This window comes from Paenibacillus sp. J22FR83 (assembly GCF_059691955.1).
Genome location: NZ_JCAUAM010000006.1, coordinates 82343 through 98693, shown reverse-complemented (window position 1 = coordinate 98693; position 16351 = coordinate 82343). Strand labels below are relative to the sequence as shown.

The 16351-nt window shown below is 45.0% G+C and carries 11 protein-coding genes; 10 read left to right on the top strand and 1 reads right to left on the bottom strand.

Annotated elements, in window-relative coordinates; all coding sequences use genetic code 11:
• The first annotated feature begins 15 nt into the window (after positions 1-15).
• From AC58PV_RS12645 to AC58PV_RS12600, 10 genes are all read left to right on the top strand, one after another.
• On the top strand, positions 16-3048 hold the full coding sequence (locus AC58PV_RS12645) for a discoidin domain-containing protein (RefSeq protein ID WP_497432589.1): 3033 nt from the start codon (positions 16-18) through the stop codon (positions 3046-3048).
• 40 nt (positions 3049-3088) lie between these two features.
• Positions 3089-5008: a glycosyl hydrolase family 28 protein gene (locus tag AC58PV_RS12640; protein ID WP_497432588.1), complete on the top strand. Its 1920-nt coding sequence runs from the start codon at positions 3089-3091 to the stop codon at positions 5006-5008.
• A 222-nt stretch (positions 5009-5230) separates the two neighbouring features.
• A complete protein-coding gene (locus tag AC58PV_RS12635; RefSeq protein ID WP_497432587.1) occupies positions 5231-6040 on the top strand; it encodes a substrate-binding periplasmic protein in 810 nt (269 codons plus the stop codon).
• Between the two features lie 302 nt (positions 6041-6342).
• Positions 6343-7200 (top strand): MurR/RpiR family transcriptional regulator, encoded by an 858-nt coding sequence (locus AC58PV_RS12630; RefSeq protein WP_082927470.1) that lies wholly within the window; start codon positions 6343-6345, stop codon positions 7198-7200.
• Between the two features lie 68 nt (positions 7201-7268).
• Positions 7269-8573, top strand: coding sequence for an ABC transporter substrate-binding protein (locus AC58PV_RS12625; RefSeq protein ID WP_497432586.1), 1305 nt, complete (start codon positions 7269-7271; stop codon positions 8571-8573).
• A gap of 22 nt (positions 8574-8595) precedes the next feature.
• Positions 8596-9525, top strand: coding sequence for a carbohydrate ABC transporter permease (locus tag AC58PV_RS12620; RefSeq protein ID WP_497432585.1), 930 nt, complete (start codon positions 8596-8598; stop codon positions 9523-9525).
• A gap of 15 nt (positions 9526-9540) precedes the next feature.
• Complete coding sequence (locus AC58PV_RS12615; RefSeq protein WP_497432584.1) at positions 9541-10365, top strand: carbohydrate ABC transporter permease; 825 nt, start codon at positions 9541-9543, stop codon at positions 10363-10365.
• 37 nt (positions 10366-10402) lie between these two features.
• Positions 10403-11317 carry an N-acetylmuramic acid 6-phosphate etherase gene (gene murQ, locus AC58PV_RS12610; RefSeq protein WP_497432583.1) on the top strand — a complete coding sequence of 305 codons (915 nt, stop codon included), beginning with the start codon at positions 10403-10405 and terminating at the stop codon, positions 11315-11317.
• 163 nt (positions 11318-11480) lie between these two features.
• Positions 11481-12752, top strand: coding sequence for an FAD-binding protein (locus AC58PV_RS12605; protein ID WP_497432802.1), 1272 nt, complete (start codon positions 11481-11483; stop codon positions 12750-12752).
• Between the two features lie 2 nt (positions 12753-12754).
• The gene (locus AC58PV_RS12600) at positions 12755-13411 is read left to right on the top strand and encodes a hypothetical protein (RefSeq protein WP_497432582.1); all 657 of its coding nucleotides are present in this window, start codon (positions 12755-12757) and stop codon (positions 13409-13411) included.
• Between the two features lie 430 nt (positions 13412-13841).
• On the opposite strand, the gene AC58PV_RS12595 is transcribed toward AC58PV_RS12600, so the two are convergent.
• A complete protein-coding gene (locus AC58PV_RS12595; RefSeq protein WP_497432581.1) occupies positions 13842-16181 on the bottom strand; it encodes a beta-propeller domain-containing protein in 2340 nt (779 codons plus the stop codon).
• Positions 16182-16351: the final 170 nt, after the last annotated feature.

Sequence of the window (16351 nt, the reverse complement as noted above, 5' to 3'; positions counted from 1 at the left end):
ACGGGGGAAATTGTTATGTTCATGATGAAACGATATTCGTTATTCTTATTCCTTTTTAGCTTGGTTGCTATGCTAGGTTTCGTAGGCGGGATACATGCGAAGGCAGCAGGTGCAAATGTAGCCAATGTATGGTCCGCTCCTTCAGGTACTGCAGCGAATCCAACATTCACGGTTCAGGTGAAACCATCGGATGAGGCAACCTGGATGGATCTATACGAATACAACGTTAAAGTAGGTCATCAAGACGGCACAAATTTTGATTCATCCTATGTGAATGTTGATTTTTCTGGCTCATTAGATGTGAAAGTTACGTACAATGCCGGAACAATCAGTTCCTATAACATTACGCCGTCTTCGTATAGCATTCAGGCCGTCCAGACGGGGAATACGCTCACCTTTTCCACGGTACAGGACAATCTTTCCCCACGTAAAATCGCGGTGCGTATCAATGACAGTTGGGATACAGGCGTTCTGCATATCCTAACGAATCCGCTTGAGACCAATGCTCCGTCGCAGGCGGCTTCCAATGTGTATCTGATCAATCCAGGAGATGCCATCCCACTGGAGCTGCCTGCCGGCAAAGATACGTATTATTTCAAAGCGGGTGAACACACGCTGCCCAAAGGTTCGTGGGCAGAGGTTGATCTTGGCGCTGTGTATGCGATCGACAAGATCGGACTTGAGCAAGCGCCTTTATATACGAATGGCCCTGCGTATCCGAATAAGTTTATCGTCGAATCGAAAGTAAATGCGGGCGATGCCTACACGATGCTCTATGATGGGACAAGCAACAGCCTTTTGGGGTCTATAACCAAGAGTTTTTCGGCTAAGAATGCTAGGTATGTGAGACTGCGGCTGCTGGGAAGCAATACGACTTCCGGTTATCTATTTAGCAATACCGTGACTGAATTTAAGGTGATTCAAGCTGGCGGCACCACCAATCTAGCTTTAAATCATGGGGTTGCCGGAGCTTTCCCCAGTTATACGCAATTATTTGACGGCAATTCAATGACTCAATTTGGCTCCAAAAATGGATATGGAAACTGGCACCCCGGCGAGTCATTCTATATCTCCAAGAATAATACGACGGTATATTTACAGCCAGGCGCAGTTGTACATGGATCCATATCATCTGACGGCGTCAGCAATGTGACCATTAAAGGCCGTGGCATATTGGATGGCAGCTTGTTGCAGCATGCAAATCCAAGCCCTGGGGAAGGAAGAACAGGCGCTATATGGCTCAATAATGGAAGTGACAATACCATCGAAGGCATTACCATTCAAGACGCCTGCATGTGGACGGTCGTTATGAACTTCTCAACAAGGCCTACCGTAAGAAACGTAAACATTATCACTTATGTGGCGAATGCAGATGGCATCCATTTTTCCGGCAGTAAGAACGGGCTGGTTACGGGTTCGTTTGTAAGAACGCCAGATGATAATATTGTCATGTACCACTACGGTCCAACCTCATTGAATACCGTTCAGAATAGCGTTCTGTGGGGAGATGATGCACATACCCTTCTCATCGGTTTAGGAACGGAACCTAATGCCAATATCACAGATTTAACTTTTCAAAATTTGGATGTCCTTGCCCAACAAGGGGTCGTGGATCTGACTAAATTCAACGGTGTCATGAAGCTATGGCCTAATGGCGGCAATGAAATAAAAAATGTGTTATTTAAAGACATTCGAATAGAAGCCTTCCGAGATCCTGCCAAATCCGTCGTGTTTCAATTCCGCACCGATGAACGGTTTGCGGGAGAAGGCAATGGCCGAATATCAAACGTCACCATGGATAATATCACCTATAAGGGGAGCGGGGAATTGACATCGCTTTTGTCTGGCGCAAGCAGCACGAATGATGTCAAAGATATTTATATCAACAACTATACGAGAAATGGGAGTCTGGTTACGGATCAAACATCAGGCAACATCACGAGTGCGGGGAATGTTTCAAATGTGAACTATTCGTATACAGCCAATTTCAATAGCGAAGCGACTGGAAGTGGCCCAGCAGGTTGGACGAGCAGCTCAGGAATAACGGTTCAGCCAGATCCAAGCACAAGCGACCAAAGTGTACGTGTAAGTAAGACGACAAGCGCTGCCATAAGCAGTTCCAAATCCCTACCGCCAACATCCGGTATCGTGACTGTGCAGACCAAAATGAAAATCGTCGATAAAACCAACTGGAAATCGTTGGCTATACTGAATGCCTCAGGTACTGAGCTGATGCAGGTTGGCTTTGATTCTGCTGGTAACATCTACAGTAATAACGGTTCGGTTTGGACGGCTATTATGCCTTACACTACCAATCAATGGTACGACATTAAGATTGAGCTCAATACGGCAACAGACCAATATAACCTCTATTTGAATGGTGTTCTGAAAGCAGCCAACCAGTTGCTTGAAGTTGATACAACGAATGTGGCCAATGTCATGTTTACTTCTGGTGAATCTGCTACAGGCACGTATTATTTTGATGAAGTAAAAGTATCTTTCCTGCATACGATTATTGACAGTAATTTCAACTCGGATACGATTGGGAACGCGCCAAGCGGATGGACCAGCACATCGGGAGCCACTGTCCAAGCCGTACCGAGTTCGACGGATAAAAGTGTGAAGATGCTCAAGACGACGAGCAGCATCGTCAATTCGTATAAGACCATAGGTGCAATGTCCGGTATCGTAACCGTTCAGGCCAAAATGAATATAGCCAACAAAACCAATTGGAAGTCTCTTGCGATATACAACTCTGCAGGAGCTGAGCTTACCCAAGTTGGCTTTGATAGCGGAGGAAACATATACAGCAACAACGGGAATGTCTGGACAGCTTTAATGCCTTACAACATCAATCAATGGTACGATGTGAAACTGGTTATCAATACGATTACGGATACTTTCGACTTGTACATCGATAATGTGCTGATTAATGCGACTAAATCACTGGAATCGGCTACCCATGATATAGGCAGAGTAGGTTTCGTATCGTCTGAAACTCCTGCAGGCGGAATCTTTTATTTTGACAATGTAATTATTACGAATTAGCAAAAAGCTGTAATCAAATTCAGGTTTCACAGGAGGAAAAATGTCCAATACTGTTCATACATGGTCCCCCCCAGCAGGAATAGCAAAGAATCCTACCTTTACAGTTCAGATTAAGCCTTCGCATGGGGCGGAGTGGACCGATATATTCGTTTACAATGTTATTTTAGGTCATCAGGATGGAACAAAATTTGATTCTTCTATGGTGCTTTTTGATTTCTCTGGTTCCATAGACGTCAAAGTCATTTATCATGGTGGAACGATGAACTGCTATGATATCAGGCCCAGTTCATATGACATTCATGCGGTGCACATGGGAGATACCCTCACGTTCTCAACTACACAGGACGAGGATTCTCCACGTAAAATCGTCATTCGCATCAACGATAGTTGGAACACGGAAGACCTGCATATCTTAACCAATCCTTTAGAAACGGATGTGCCTTCTGAAGGTGCGCCGAATGTTCACCTCATTCATCCCGGGGATGCGATTCCTTTGCAATTGCCAGAGGGGAAAGACACCTATTATTTTAAACCCGGCCTGCATACCTTGCCGAAAGGTTCTTGGTTAGAGGTTGATCTTGGGGCCGTGTATACAATCGATCGCATTGATCTCGGACAGACGATATTAAAGATGCAGGGTCTAGGCATGGAGCCGCTCTCCTACCCGAATAAGTACCTTTTGGAAACAAAAGTGGAGGCTAATGATCCGTATTCCCTTGTCTATGATGGTACCGGTAATACGCTTGAAGGATATATAACAAGCTCTTTTAGCCCTAGGAAAGCAAGATATGTGCGGCTCATGCTTCTAGGAAGCAATGTTAATTCAGGTTGGGTATTCAGCAATTCGATTGGTGAGTTTAAAGTTTATGAAGCGGAGGGTACTACGAATCTGGCACTAAATTGTGCAATTGGGGGAGCTATGCCTAGTTACATCCATGCCGTTGATGGGAATGAGGATACCTGTTATGGAACAAGTTCCAATTATGGGAACTGGCATTCGGGTGAATCTTTCTTTATTTCCCAACATCATACAACGGTGTATATGGCGCCTGGTGCTGTTTGTTACGGATCGATTTCTTCTGACGAAGTGGATCATATAACCATAAGGGGGCGTGGGATTCTCGATGGCAGCCAATTGCAACATGCCAATCCGACTCCAGGTGAAGGTAGGACAGGTGCGATTTGGTTAAGCGGAGGAAGTGATAATCGGGTGGAAGGCATTACCATTATCGATCCAACCATGTGGGCCGTGGTAATGAATTTTGCTACAAGACCCGTTGTTCAAAATATTCATATTATCGCCTATGAAGTAAATGCGGATGGGATTCATTTCAGTGGATCGAACGACGGTCTCATTACAGGCGTATTTATTCGAACACCTGATGATGATATTGTGATGTATCATTATGGTCCAACCTCCAATAATACGGTGAAAAATAGCGTGCTGTGGGGGGATGACGCGCATACCATTCTCATAGGTCTGGGAAGTGAACCAGATGCCCATATATCAGATTTAACGTTTCAGAATATCGATGTATTGAATCAGCAAGGGGTATATATCCTTGATAAATTTACGGGTGTATTGAAATTATGGGCAAATGGAGGTAATGATATTCGAAATATCTTATTTAAAGATATACGAATCGAAGCTTTTAGAGATCCTTATAAAGCCGCAGTATTTCAATTCCGAACGGATGAACGTTTTCCAGGAGATAGAGACGGGGGGATTATCGAAAACATTACGATAGATAACATCACTTATCGTGGTAGTGGAGAACAGAGGGCTTTAATAAAGGGAGTAAATCAGGATTCTTATGTAAAGGATGTATATTTTAAAAATTATCAAAGACAAGACATGCTGGTTACAGATATCAGTTCCGGGCATATGGACGTGCAGGAGCATGTATCTAATGTTCGTTTCGGGACAGATGAAGACGAATTACGTATTTCGATACGGTAGAAAAGGCACAAAATATAAAGGACCTAGCCGCGGTTGGTACTCTTTATGTGGGAAACAATTTCTCAATCGCCTCACGCTGCGCGGGTTTAATACTGACACTGGCGCGAATGCTTTTGGCTAGTGCTTCAGCTTCTTCAATGGTTTGACTTACCCCGGCTGTATAACCCTCTGCCTATTGACAAATAATACCTATGTTTACCTAATGAGGAGGGTATGGATGCAATGAATGAAGGCTTTAGAAGTAAACGAGGAATTGTTCTCTGGATCACCCTATTAATCGCCCTGATCGCTTCAGGATGCACGCAGAATAAAACGGTCAAAGTCGGCATTGAAGACAATTTCCGCCCATATACGTATACGGATGGTGGGGAGAAGAAGGGTTTTGAAGTGGATTTATGGCAGGCGATCGCTAAAAAGTCGAACTTGAAATATGAGTTGGTACCCATGGAAATGGGCGAAATGAATAAAGGATTGAAATCTGGTGATATTGACTTGGCCATTGCGGGGAAGACAATTACGGACGCACGCAGTAACGATCTGGAATATTCGGATCCCTATTTTCAAACAAACTTAGTGATTCTGACGGCTTCCGAGAACTCAGCTATCAAAGGGAAAGATGACTTGGCTCATAAAGCGATAGCCACCGAAAATGGCTCACCGGGTTTTTACTATGCGAGTGAAATTCAAGGGGTGAAAATCCACAGTTATTCAAAAATCTCCGATGCCTATGCGGAGTTAAAAAGTCATACAGCAGACGCAGTTATCGTCGAGGAACGGAATGCTCAGGATTTTATTAAGAACACAGCGCAAGGGTCTGTGAAAATCGTTGGGGATCCGTTCAAGAAAGATAGTCTTGCTATTCTTGCCAAGAAGAAAAACAAGTACATCGGAAGAATTAACGAGGCGCTCCAATCCGTATCCAAAGATGGCACTTACGAAGACTTGTATACGAAGTGGTTCGCGAGCAAACCGAAAATGATGCCGAATAAAATCAAAAAAGAAGTGGAACACGACTTGCAACATGAGGCTTAATCATACGAGGAAATAGCTTGCCGAGAAATCGGCAAGCTATTTTTTTTATGTGAAACGGTATGTTGAATTAGGAAGGCTTGTTCAAGAAATGTAGATTACCTGACATGTAAATTGGCGTTTAAGGAGGGATAAAGAGGATTTGGAACCAATGTAAGGGTTTTTATGATAGCGAAAATGACATTATGAAATAAAATTTCAAAAAACTATTTACAAAATGAAATAAAACTTATTATAATGAGGTCCATACGTTAGATAAACTAACATATACGAATCGCCATAAAAAACGATAGAGGATGTTGCCTATGTTAAAAGGTGGATTAATGAGCATAGAAGCTGCTATGGCAAGTTTGAAGCCGAGTGAGCGCAAAGTGGCACAATACATTTTGGAACATCCGCAAGAAGTGATTAGCCTTTCTGTACAGAAGCTTGCCGAGTTTGCCTGTGTTAGTGAAGCGACAATCATACGGCTTTCACGTTCTCTCCACTGTAAAGGATATCTGGAGCTTAAGATGCGAATTGCTGGTGATTTGTCACAGTCGTTATTGCCGACAGAGACCTATCAGGAAATTAATGCGAACAGTTCCATTGGGGAGATCATCAAATCAGTCACGAATAACAATATCGTTTCCATTCAAGATACACTAACTGTCCTCTCACCGGAAAGTGTGGAGAAAGCGATACAAACGTTAAGCCGCGCAAGAAAAATTGGCGTGTTCGGCGTGGGTGCTTCAGGAATCATTGCAGAGGATTTCAAGCAAAAGCTTACACGGATTAATCGGTGGTGTGAGATTGGTACAGGGTTTGATGCCCAAGCTACCATTGCAGCTAACCTGCTTCCTGGTGATGTCGTCTTTGGTATTTCTTATACGGGTCAAACGGAAGATATGATTCGTTCGCTGGAAGTAGCGAAGAATAATGGCGCAGCGGTCATAACGTTGACCCGATTCGGATCTAATCCAGTTGCGGACCTTGCAGATATTCAGCTATTTACTAGCACCTTGGAGAAAAGTATCCGCAGCGGAGCGATGTCCTCAAGAATTGCTCAACTGAATGTTATCGATATTCTATACGTTGGCATTGCTGGCTGCCACTACGAGGCAAGTGTGACCTCGCTGGAGATGACGCGACAGGCCGTCCAAGTTGGCAAACGCAATGGATAGAAATGGTTTGGTCCTCTAGTCATGCTGGAGGTTAACATACAAGTGAAAATTAAAGGGAGGCTTTTTATATGAAACGTTTATTCAGTGGAGCATTATTAACTTTGGTCGCAGCTTCTTCCATGCTTGCCGCATGCAGCACGAACAGCACAACGCCTAGTGCAGCCCCTAGTACAGCAAGCACTGCACCAACTACAGCACCGACACAGGATAAAGTGAAGCTGACGATTGGTAGCTGGCGTACAGAAGATACAGAAGCTTACACAAAAATCATTGCTGAGTTCAAAAAGAAAAATCCCAATATAGATATTGAGTTTAAACCAACCAAGAATACGGAGTACAACACAGCGCTGAACACAAGTCTACAAAGCGGAAATGGTCCAGATATTATTCATCTCCGCCCTTATGCAGCTGGAGCGGCTTTAGCGGATGCTGGTTACTTGGAGCCGTTGACGAATGTGAAAGGAATGGATGTATTCTCGAAAGATACCTTACTGGCTGCTACGGGATCTGACGGTAAAGTATACGGGGTTCCAACCGTCTTCAGCTCGACGCAAGTATTTTATAACAAGAAAATCTTTCAAAAATACAATCTTCAAGAACCTAAAACGTGGGACGAACTCCTCAAAACAGCGGATACATTGAAGAAGAATAAAGTAACGCCTTTCGCTTTCGGTTCAAAAGAAGGATGGATTCTATCGCTGACAGAAGGGACGCTTGGGCCGGCAGTTTATGGGACGGATTTCATGAAGAAAATTGTTACCGGGGATGCGAACTTCAAAAGCCCTGAGTATGTAAGTTCAATTAAAATGCTGAAAGATTTAACACCCTATTTCCCTGATAATTACGTAGGTATTGGCATGGATGATATGAGAAACATGTTTGTTACGGAACAGGCTGCGATGATGGTGATGGGGGATTGGGAGTATGCGGTCATGAAGAAAACGAATCCCGACCTTCAAATGGATGTATTCCCAGTTCCGTCAATGAAAGCAGATGGCAAACAATCGGTAACGACTTGGGTAGATGGTTCATTTTCCGTGAATGCCAAATCGGCTCATAAACAGGAAGCGCTGAAATTCATGGAATTTCTAACAACAAAAGAATTCGGGGCTCTTGCCGTGAATGAATTGCAAAAACCAAGTACGATCCCTGGCGTGGCGGCAAATGATCCATTGGTAGCCAAAATTGCCAAAAATGCCGATACGATCTCCACGCCTTACGCTGCTGTCGTTTATTTCAATGGGGGTAACCCAACAACGAAAGCTACATTAGAAAATTCTATTCAAGGTATGTATCTAAATAAATTAACACCGGAGCAAGTGACAGAAGAAGTTCAGAAGATGACAGATGCGTGGTTTAAACCTAAGAAATAAGTAAAGAAGAGGTGTGAGGGGCATGAATGACTTGGCCAAATCGTCCGGGTGGAAAAAGGGAGCAGTTCATCTGTTCCCGGTCCCTGCCCTCGCAGTTTACATGATGTTCGTGATTTACCCGATCCTTTCCGCATTTGGTTACAGCTTTTATGATTGGAAGGGCCTCATCCGTGGGGAATTCGTTGGGTTCGGCAATTTTGTAAGCTTGTTTACGAAGGAACCGTTTAATCATTTGTTTTGGAATGCGTTTGGTCATAACCTTTATTATTTCGCTGTTGAGATGGCCGTACAAAACGTGATTGCCTTTGGGCTTGCCTATCTTGTTTATAGTAAACTTAAGGGTTCGAATTTTTTGAAAATGGCTTACTTTTTACCCAGGTTGTTGTCTGTCATTGTAGTAGGCTTCTTATGGAAGCTCATGTTGAATCCGAATAATGGCGTTGTGAATGTCATGCTCAAAAAGATTGGTCTTGTTTCATGGGCCAAACCTTGGCTGGGAGATCCAGCTACGGCGTTAACTTCCATTACGATCGTCAACAGTTGGTTTGGTGTTGGTTTCTCCATGTTAATATTCCTTGCAGGTTTACAGGCGATTTCATCTGAGGTTGTTGAAGCGGCCCGATTGGATGGGGTCAAAGGCTTCCGTTTGATTCGCTCGATCATCTTACCAATGATGAGTCAGTCCCTGATTATCATTACGGTGTTTACGTTTATTCATGCTTTCGAAGCATTCGAGTTGATTTATGCAATGGAAGGGTCACAGGGTGAGCCATATAACTCGACGGACACGTTGGCTGTCTTCTTTTATCGAATTGCTTTTGGCGGCTCGTCTGGCGGCGATTCGGTCGCACTTGGGCTTGGTTCGGCATTAGCTGTTGTTCTATTTTTCATTATTGCAACGATATCCGCTCTGTTCCTGTACTTTACTAGGAATCAATCGACGCAGCATTAAGACAGGAGGCAGACCATGAAAACCAACAAATCCGTTCGGGGACTCCAATACGCTGCGGCGTATTTGGGGGCACTGGTCAGTTTGTATCCGATTTTTCTGATGCTGACCTCTTCCTTAAAGACGAACATCCAAATTCTAAAAAATCCGATGTCATTACCAACATCGCTATCGTTTGCCGCGTATAGTAAGTTAATCCATCAAATTCCCTTCTTCACTTATTTTTGGAACAGTCTTGTGGTTAGCGTAGTTTCCGTCGTTCTAATATTGTTATTCGGTGTTATGGCTTCTTTCTATATTGCCAGATATCCGTTCCGCTGGAATGGGGCATTGTTCTTCTTCTTTCTCTTGGGCATGATGATTCCCATTAAGCTTGGGATTGTCCCCCTGTTTCTTTTGATGAAGAAACTCTCGATGTTGAATTCGATTTGGTCGTTGGTTAGTGTATACACGGCGATCGGCTTGCCGCTTGCGATTCTCATCTTAACGGGCTTCTTCAGAACGCTCCCGAAGGAGCTGGAAGAGGCGGCACGTATAGATGGTTCCTCTGACTTTGGTGTGATGTGGCATGTTTTACTGCCGCTAATGCGTCCAGCGCTTGGAACTGTGATGATTATGAATTTTATCACGGCATGGAATGATTTCTTTTTCCCGCTTATATTTGTTCAAGATGATGCAAAGAAGACAATTCCGGTGGGCATGCTCTCCTTGTTCGGACAGTACTCGACAGATTTAAGTATGCTGTTCGCAGGGCTAACGTTGGCTTCTGTGCCCATGATGATTATATTTTTCCTAGCTTCTAAACAATTCATGGAAGGCATGACTGCAGGCGCCGTGAAGTAATATGGCAACGGATCACCCAAGAATAGGAGGAATCGTTTTGACGCAACAAAAGAAGAATGAACCGGCTACTGAGCAGAGAAATGAAAAGTCTCTGCATCTTGACCAACTTCGTATCGAAGAAATCGTAACCTTAATGAATGAGGAAGATCAAACGGTTGCACTTTCTGTCAGAGGCGCAATTCCTGAGATTTCTGTTGCTATTGCAGCCATTTCTGAAGCGTTGGCGGCTGGTGGTCGACTCTTCTACATCGGAGCTGGAACAAGCGGGCGTCTGGGGATTTTAGATGCTTCCGAATGTCCACCGACATTTGGGGTAGAGGAGGATTTGGTAAACGGTCTCATTGCTGGTGGTGAAAAAGCAATTCGTGCATCCATAGAAGATGCGGAAGATGATGAGCATGCAGGGGGGCTCGCTATTGCTGAGGTTGTCAGACCAGGGGATGTTGTTGTTGGAATTACAGCCAGCGGAACGGCCCGTTATGTGATTGGTGCCATCCTTGAAGCGAATCGGCTAGGTTTAGCAACTGTTGGTATTAGCTGTAATCATGATACACCGCTCAGTACCGTTGTGAAATTTCCAATAGAAGTACCTGTCGGGCCGGAAATAATTACGGGATCGACACGCTTAAAAGCAGGGACGGCACAAAAAATGGTGCTGAATATGATCTCTTCCACGACAATGATTCGAATGGGGAAGATCTATGGCAATTTAATGGTGAATGTTCAGGCTACCAATCACAAGTTAAGGGAACGTACGGTTAGAATTATTCAAGAAGCAACGGGCATTGATGAAGAAAGGGCACGACAAGCTGGAATGGATGCGAAGGGCGATGCTAGAGTGGCTATTCTGATGGAAATGTTCAGTGTTAGCCAGCAGCAGGCTTTGGATGTACTCCTGCAAGTACGAAATCATTTCGGTGATGCCGTGAAGCTGCTTCAACAAAGTCAGTAGTTAAAAAGATCTTAAGTAAAGGCTGAGTCCCCTCCGAAGAAATTCTTTCTCGGGGTGCTTAGCCTTTTTTCTAACCCTCTCAGCAATGGAAATAGGCTTGTTCAGGGTGACTATGTTAAAATGTTAATAAATTTATTTATGATGATGCTGGAGGATAACAATGATGAATGAACAACGCAACTGGGCTGGTAATTATACATACAGCGCCTCGAATTATTATGTTCCAGCGAATGTAGAAGAAATCCAAGCGTTGGTGGCTCGGAGTCAACAAATCAAGGTGCTTGGAACGCGCCATTCATTTAATGGTATCGCCGACAGTACAGAAACCTTGATCTCCCTTCAGAACTTGAATCGCGTGATTGAACTGGACCGCGCGAACAATAGGGTAACGGTTGAAGCAGGCATTCGCTATGGTGAGCTAGGCGAGTATCTCTATGCGAATGGGTATGCGCTGCATAATCTTGCATCTTTACCTCACATTACAGTTGCAGGTGCATGCGCTACGGCTACACATGGTTCTGGTGATCGTCATGGCAATTTGGCGACAGCCGTGCATGCTATGGAAGTGGTCACAGCGGAGGGGCTTATCGTGCAGTTCTCCCGTGAGGATGACAATGGTCACCTTGCCGGTGCAGCCGTTGGACTAGGTGGATTAGGTGTCGTAACCAAGATCACCTTGGATGTAGTCCCATCTTTTCAGATGTATCAGCATGTATACGACAATGTGCCATTAGCACAGCTTGAAGCGCATTTCGACGATATATTCTCAAGTGGTTATAGTGTCAGCTTGTTCACAAATTGGCAGGAATCTTCCTTTAATCAGCTCTGGAAGAAGCAGGCAATGACGGATTCATCCTCTGCTAATGTGCAGGTGGAACCTGAATTGTTTGGAGCGAAGCTCGCGGACGCACAGCGTCATCCCGTGCCAGGTCACACTTCCGAGAATTGCAGTGAACAGATGGGAATACCGGGCCCTTGGCAGGAACGTATGCCGCACTTCCGGATGGATTTCACACCTAGTGCAGGAGAAGAATTGCAGAGCGAATACTATGTGCCTCGTCAACATGCGTATGCGGCACTATGTGAGCTCGACAGTATCAAAGAGCTCATCTCGCCACTGTTGTATGTTTCTGAGGTGCGTACAATTGCAGCAGATGATCTATGGATGAGTCCCTGCTATAAGCAGGAAACGGTGGCGTTTCATTTTACATGGAAACCGAATTGGGAAGGGGTTGCGCAACTACTGCCTATAATGGAAGAGAAGCTTGCGCCATTCGAGGCCCGGCCGCATTGGGCCAAGCTGTTCACGATGTCGCCGGACCGCGTGCAGTCATTGTATACGAAGCTGCCTGAGTTTCAGCAACTGCTCCGCCAATGCGATCCCCATGGCAAGTTCCGTAATGACTTCTTGAAAACGTACATATTAGGAGACTAGCGATGTTAAGAATCGGATGCTTTCATGCTCATTATTCAAATATTGAACATATTGAAACTGCCCTGCGCAACTTGAATGTGGAACTTATTCATTATGTCGATCCTGGGCTGGATCGAATCAAGCGAGATGCGGATTTCACGACCGAATTGGCTCAAAAGAAAGTGCTCGACACACTGAATTGGATAGCCAGCAACCACGTTGACGCGATTTTAATAACCTGTACTTTTTTTACAGCTATTTATGATGAAGACGTTCACCACTTACCAATCCCTATTATTAAAATCGATGATCCGCTGTTCGAAGAGATGTGTCAGCTGGATCAGCCTACGATGGTTGCTTTCACGAATCCAAGTACCGTAGAGGGGACGATGAAGCAATTAGCGGCTTACGCGGCTAAGAAAGGGATAACGCTAGATGCGACGCCTACCCTACTTGCGGATACGTTTGACCTCATCATGCAAGGCAAGAAGCATGCATACATCGAAGCCGTCACACAAGGACTGATCGGTGTGATTGAGGCGAATCCAACGAAGCGCGTGGTCGCTGCCCAGCTCTCGATGGTTCCTGCCGCGAAGGCTGCTGAGGAGCAAACGCAGCGCATCGTGGGGAACCAACTCGTAGCGTTAGCCACGTACATGAAAGCGGCTTTGGCCCTATAAGTTGGCCGAGCCAAACCGAAAAGCCCCGATCCTATGTGGATTCGGGGCTTCTTGAACTTCAGAGCGCTTCGGGTCCCGCCAGCGGCAATCCCATTTCTCAGCGCTTCAGCAATCCTATTCCCCAGCGCTGCAGCAATCCCATTTCGCCCGCGCGCGAGATAAATAAATGGATTTTATACAGTTAAAATTTGCGTTTTATCCGGCCAAATTCCGAATAGATGGAAAATGTACAGTTAATTGTACCCATTATACGCGATATGGACAAATGAGGCATTTTTAACTGTATATTTTACAGTTAAATTCAATTATCGCGGAAATTCCACGAAAATAGCTGTATATTTTCCCGTTAATGCCATCCCCCGCAATCACGGAAAGGCAAAATCTCCTCCTGTATATGCCTCGAGCCTTCCGGCATATTTAATGCAAGTGCTTAAGGAATAACGACCTCGTTCTTTTCCTCTAGGGTGTTCAGGTCATTCGCTTTAATGAACCCGTTCGAGACGGTGTATAAGGTATCGCCGATATAGAGAACGCGCTGCACCTGTTTATCGCCTGCATAGTAATGCTGACCTGCTTTGCTTAGATCATCCTGCGAGATGTGGGTGATGCCGCCGCGGAATTGGAAACCTTTTTCCAAATCAAGGTTGTAAACGTATGCCCCCTGGAAAGCAAAACTTCCGTATGCACTAACCGAATTATTCGAATTGCTGGTGGCCGGATCGAGTTTCATCACCGTAACAGGGAAGGACAGTAGATGCTTCTCCTTGTCAAAGAGCAGAGCACGGTGATTGTTCAGCAGTTCTGAATCCGTTCCACGATCCCCAATCAACTGAGTAAATTTATCCTTCGGATTATTCACATCAGATACATCGAACAGAGCAACTTTCATGCCTTGATAATAGGCGATGGATGATGAGCCTGCCGTGCTTTTGTTATCGACTTCAACCGTATCTTTGCCGAAGCCAATAATATGGTTCTCATCATAAGGATGCAGATAGTTGCTGTAGCCTGGAATCTTTAATGCCCCTAACAATTTCGGTTGATCGGGTTGCTTTAAGTCTAAGACGAATAGTGGATCCGTATTTTTAAAAGTAACCATATAAGCGCGGTCGCCCATGAAACGGGTAGAATAGATGCGCTCGCCGGGCGCGATGTTTAAGATCTTGCCTACTTCTTTCAGATTCGCGTCAAGGATATAGACGTGGTTTTTGGATGTACCCTCATCTGTCCGCCACATTTCTCCTGTGGTCGTTGCAAGACGGAAGTATCCATTATGCTCATCCATCGAGAATTGGTTAAGGAGATGACCTGGCACTTTACCGGTATTTTTGTACACAGCTTTCCCAGCGTTAAGCCCAAATTGATAGAGAATGGTGTCCTGCTGCTGATCTTCATACGTTGTAGCGGCCACGTAGAGGTTCTCCTCGGATGCGTAAATATTCTGCCCTGAGCTGAGGTACGGGGTGACATTCATCGTCTGCGTCAGATCGTTCAGATTAAGACCCCCGACGAGCACATAGTTAGGTTCAAGCGCTTTGGGCAAATAGTAAATTTGATCCAATGGAATTGAAATGAAACCATCCCCTGCCGCGGAATCCCGGTAAGCTGGAGCTAGATCTTTAATGGCATCTTCCGTTTTCGCCATTTCCCGGTAATGATAGTAATTAACATATTTATTTGCGATAAAATAGAGCGATTCTCCGATTTTTCGGGATGACATGTAATTGCCTTCGAGTTCAACCTCTTTGACAAGCTTCAGGTTACTGCGATCCTTGAGATCGTAAACCATAACCTTCGTCGTTGCCTGCATAGGGAACGGGGAGATCCTTATTTTATCTGAGATGCCGATTGCTTTACTGCTGCTGCTGCTGGCAGCTTCGTTATATGGCACGGGTTTAAGGTTCTGATAGGATTGCCCCACAACAATTAGATGGGTATCGTCAACGTAGATTTCACTTGGTTGGAACTGCGTGTTGGCCGTGTTGGCCGCGGTAGAGAAATCCAGCATGCTCAGCACTTTCATCTCATCTGCAGGATACGCTTGGGTGACGACGATCCGCTGCTTATTCACGGTGTAGATGTAGGTGCCATCTGACTTGACGACATCCGATTCATCGACGCCTTGCACTTGCACATTCGTTCCCGAGTACTCGGGTGATACGGATTTGGCTGCATCTTGGACAGCGACTCCAGCACTTTCGGCTTTTGCTGTTACAGTGGAAGTACTTAGAGATTGCTTCGTCATGACAACATTTGTGTATGACCCGTTGCTTTCATTCTGCGTCAACAAGGTAATCAAGTGGTCATAAGTACCGACAACCGGCAAGCTATCCGTTTGCTTCGTAATGTTAACGGAATGGGTTGCTGAATCCCAGCGGACGACATGCTGAAAGCTTTCCATAAAGAAGCGCAGCGGAACGTAGAGGGAGTCGCTTACGATTTGGGTGACACCCTTCATGATGGTTGCTTGCCCATTGACATGGACATTGTTGGAATTAAGGGGAAGCTTCAGCTCGTACCCATCGCGTGTAACGACAGCAACTCGTTCTGCTTCACGCCAGGTTACTTCCATGTCTAAAGCGGTTGCAAGATCGCGAACAGGCGCCATGAGAATGCCATCTATCATGCGAGGCTGGTGGGAGAACGCGATAGTTTGGCCTTCAAGTTTGACGATCGTTTCTTGACCTGCATGCGTAGAGACAGGCGTAAAAGCTGATGTTAAGAGAATAGCGGTCGTCAGGAGGCCAACGGCCATAAGCTTTTTCTTCATATAGCTCATCCTTTGCTAAGTTAGTGTAGGTTTCCATTATTTTATCTGTATCCACTAAACGGATGGCGTTGAAGATTTGTTGCATAAAACTGGAAATAATTCTCTGCTTTTTAGTTGAGACTCGTCCAGCCGTTTTGTGCTACGCTAAAGCAAAAGACTGAAGGAAATGA

What these genes read in the sequence shown, in the direction of transcription:
- AC58PV_RS12645 (WP_497432589.1), top strand. Translation starts at nt 16, where the DNA reads ATGTTCATGATGAAACGATATTCGTTATTCTTATTCCTTTTTAGCTTG.
- AC58PV_RS12640 (WP_497432588.1), top strand. Translation starts at nt 3,089, where the DNA reads ATGTCCAATACTGTTCATACATGGTCCCCCCCAGCAGGAATAGCAAAG.
- AC58PV_RS12635 (WP_497432587.1), top strand. Translation starts at nt 5,231, where the DNA reads ATGAATGAAGGCTTTAGAAGTAAACGAGGAATTGTTCTCTGGATCACC.
- AC58PV_RS12630 (WP_082927470.1), top strand. Translation starts at nt 6,343, where the DNA reads ATGTTAAAAGGTGGATTAATGAGCATAGAAGCTGCTATGGCAAGTTTG.
- AC58PV_RS12625 (WP_497432586.1), top strand. Translation starts at nt 7,269, where the DNA reads ATGAAACGTTTATTCAGTGGAGCATTATTAACTTTGGTCGCAGCTTCT.
- AC58PV_RS12620 (WP_497432585.1), top strand. Translation starts at nt 8,596, where the DNA reads ATGAATGACTTGGCCAAATCGTCCGGGTGGAAAAAGGGAGCAGTTCAT.
- AC58PV_RS12615 (WP_497432584.1), top strand. Translation starts at nt 9,541, where the DNA reads ATGAAAACCAACAAATCCGTTCGGGGACTCCAATACGCTGCGGCGTAT.
- AC58PV_RS12605 (WP_497432802.1), top strand. Translation starts at nt 11,481, where the DNA reads ATGAATGAACAACGCAACTGGGCTGGTAATTATACATACAGCGCCTCG.
- AC58PV_RS12600 (WP_497432582.1), top strand. Translation starts at nt 12,755, where the DNA reads ATGTTAAGAATCGGATGCTTTCATGCTCATTATTCAAATATTGAACAT.
- AC58PV_RS12595 (WP_497432581.1), bottom strand. Translation starts at nt 16,181, where the DNA reads ATGAAGAAAAAGCTTATGGCCGTTGGCCTCCTGACGACCGCTATTCTC.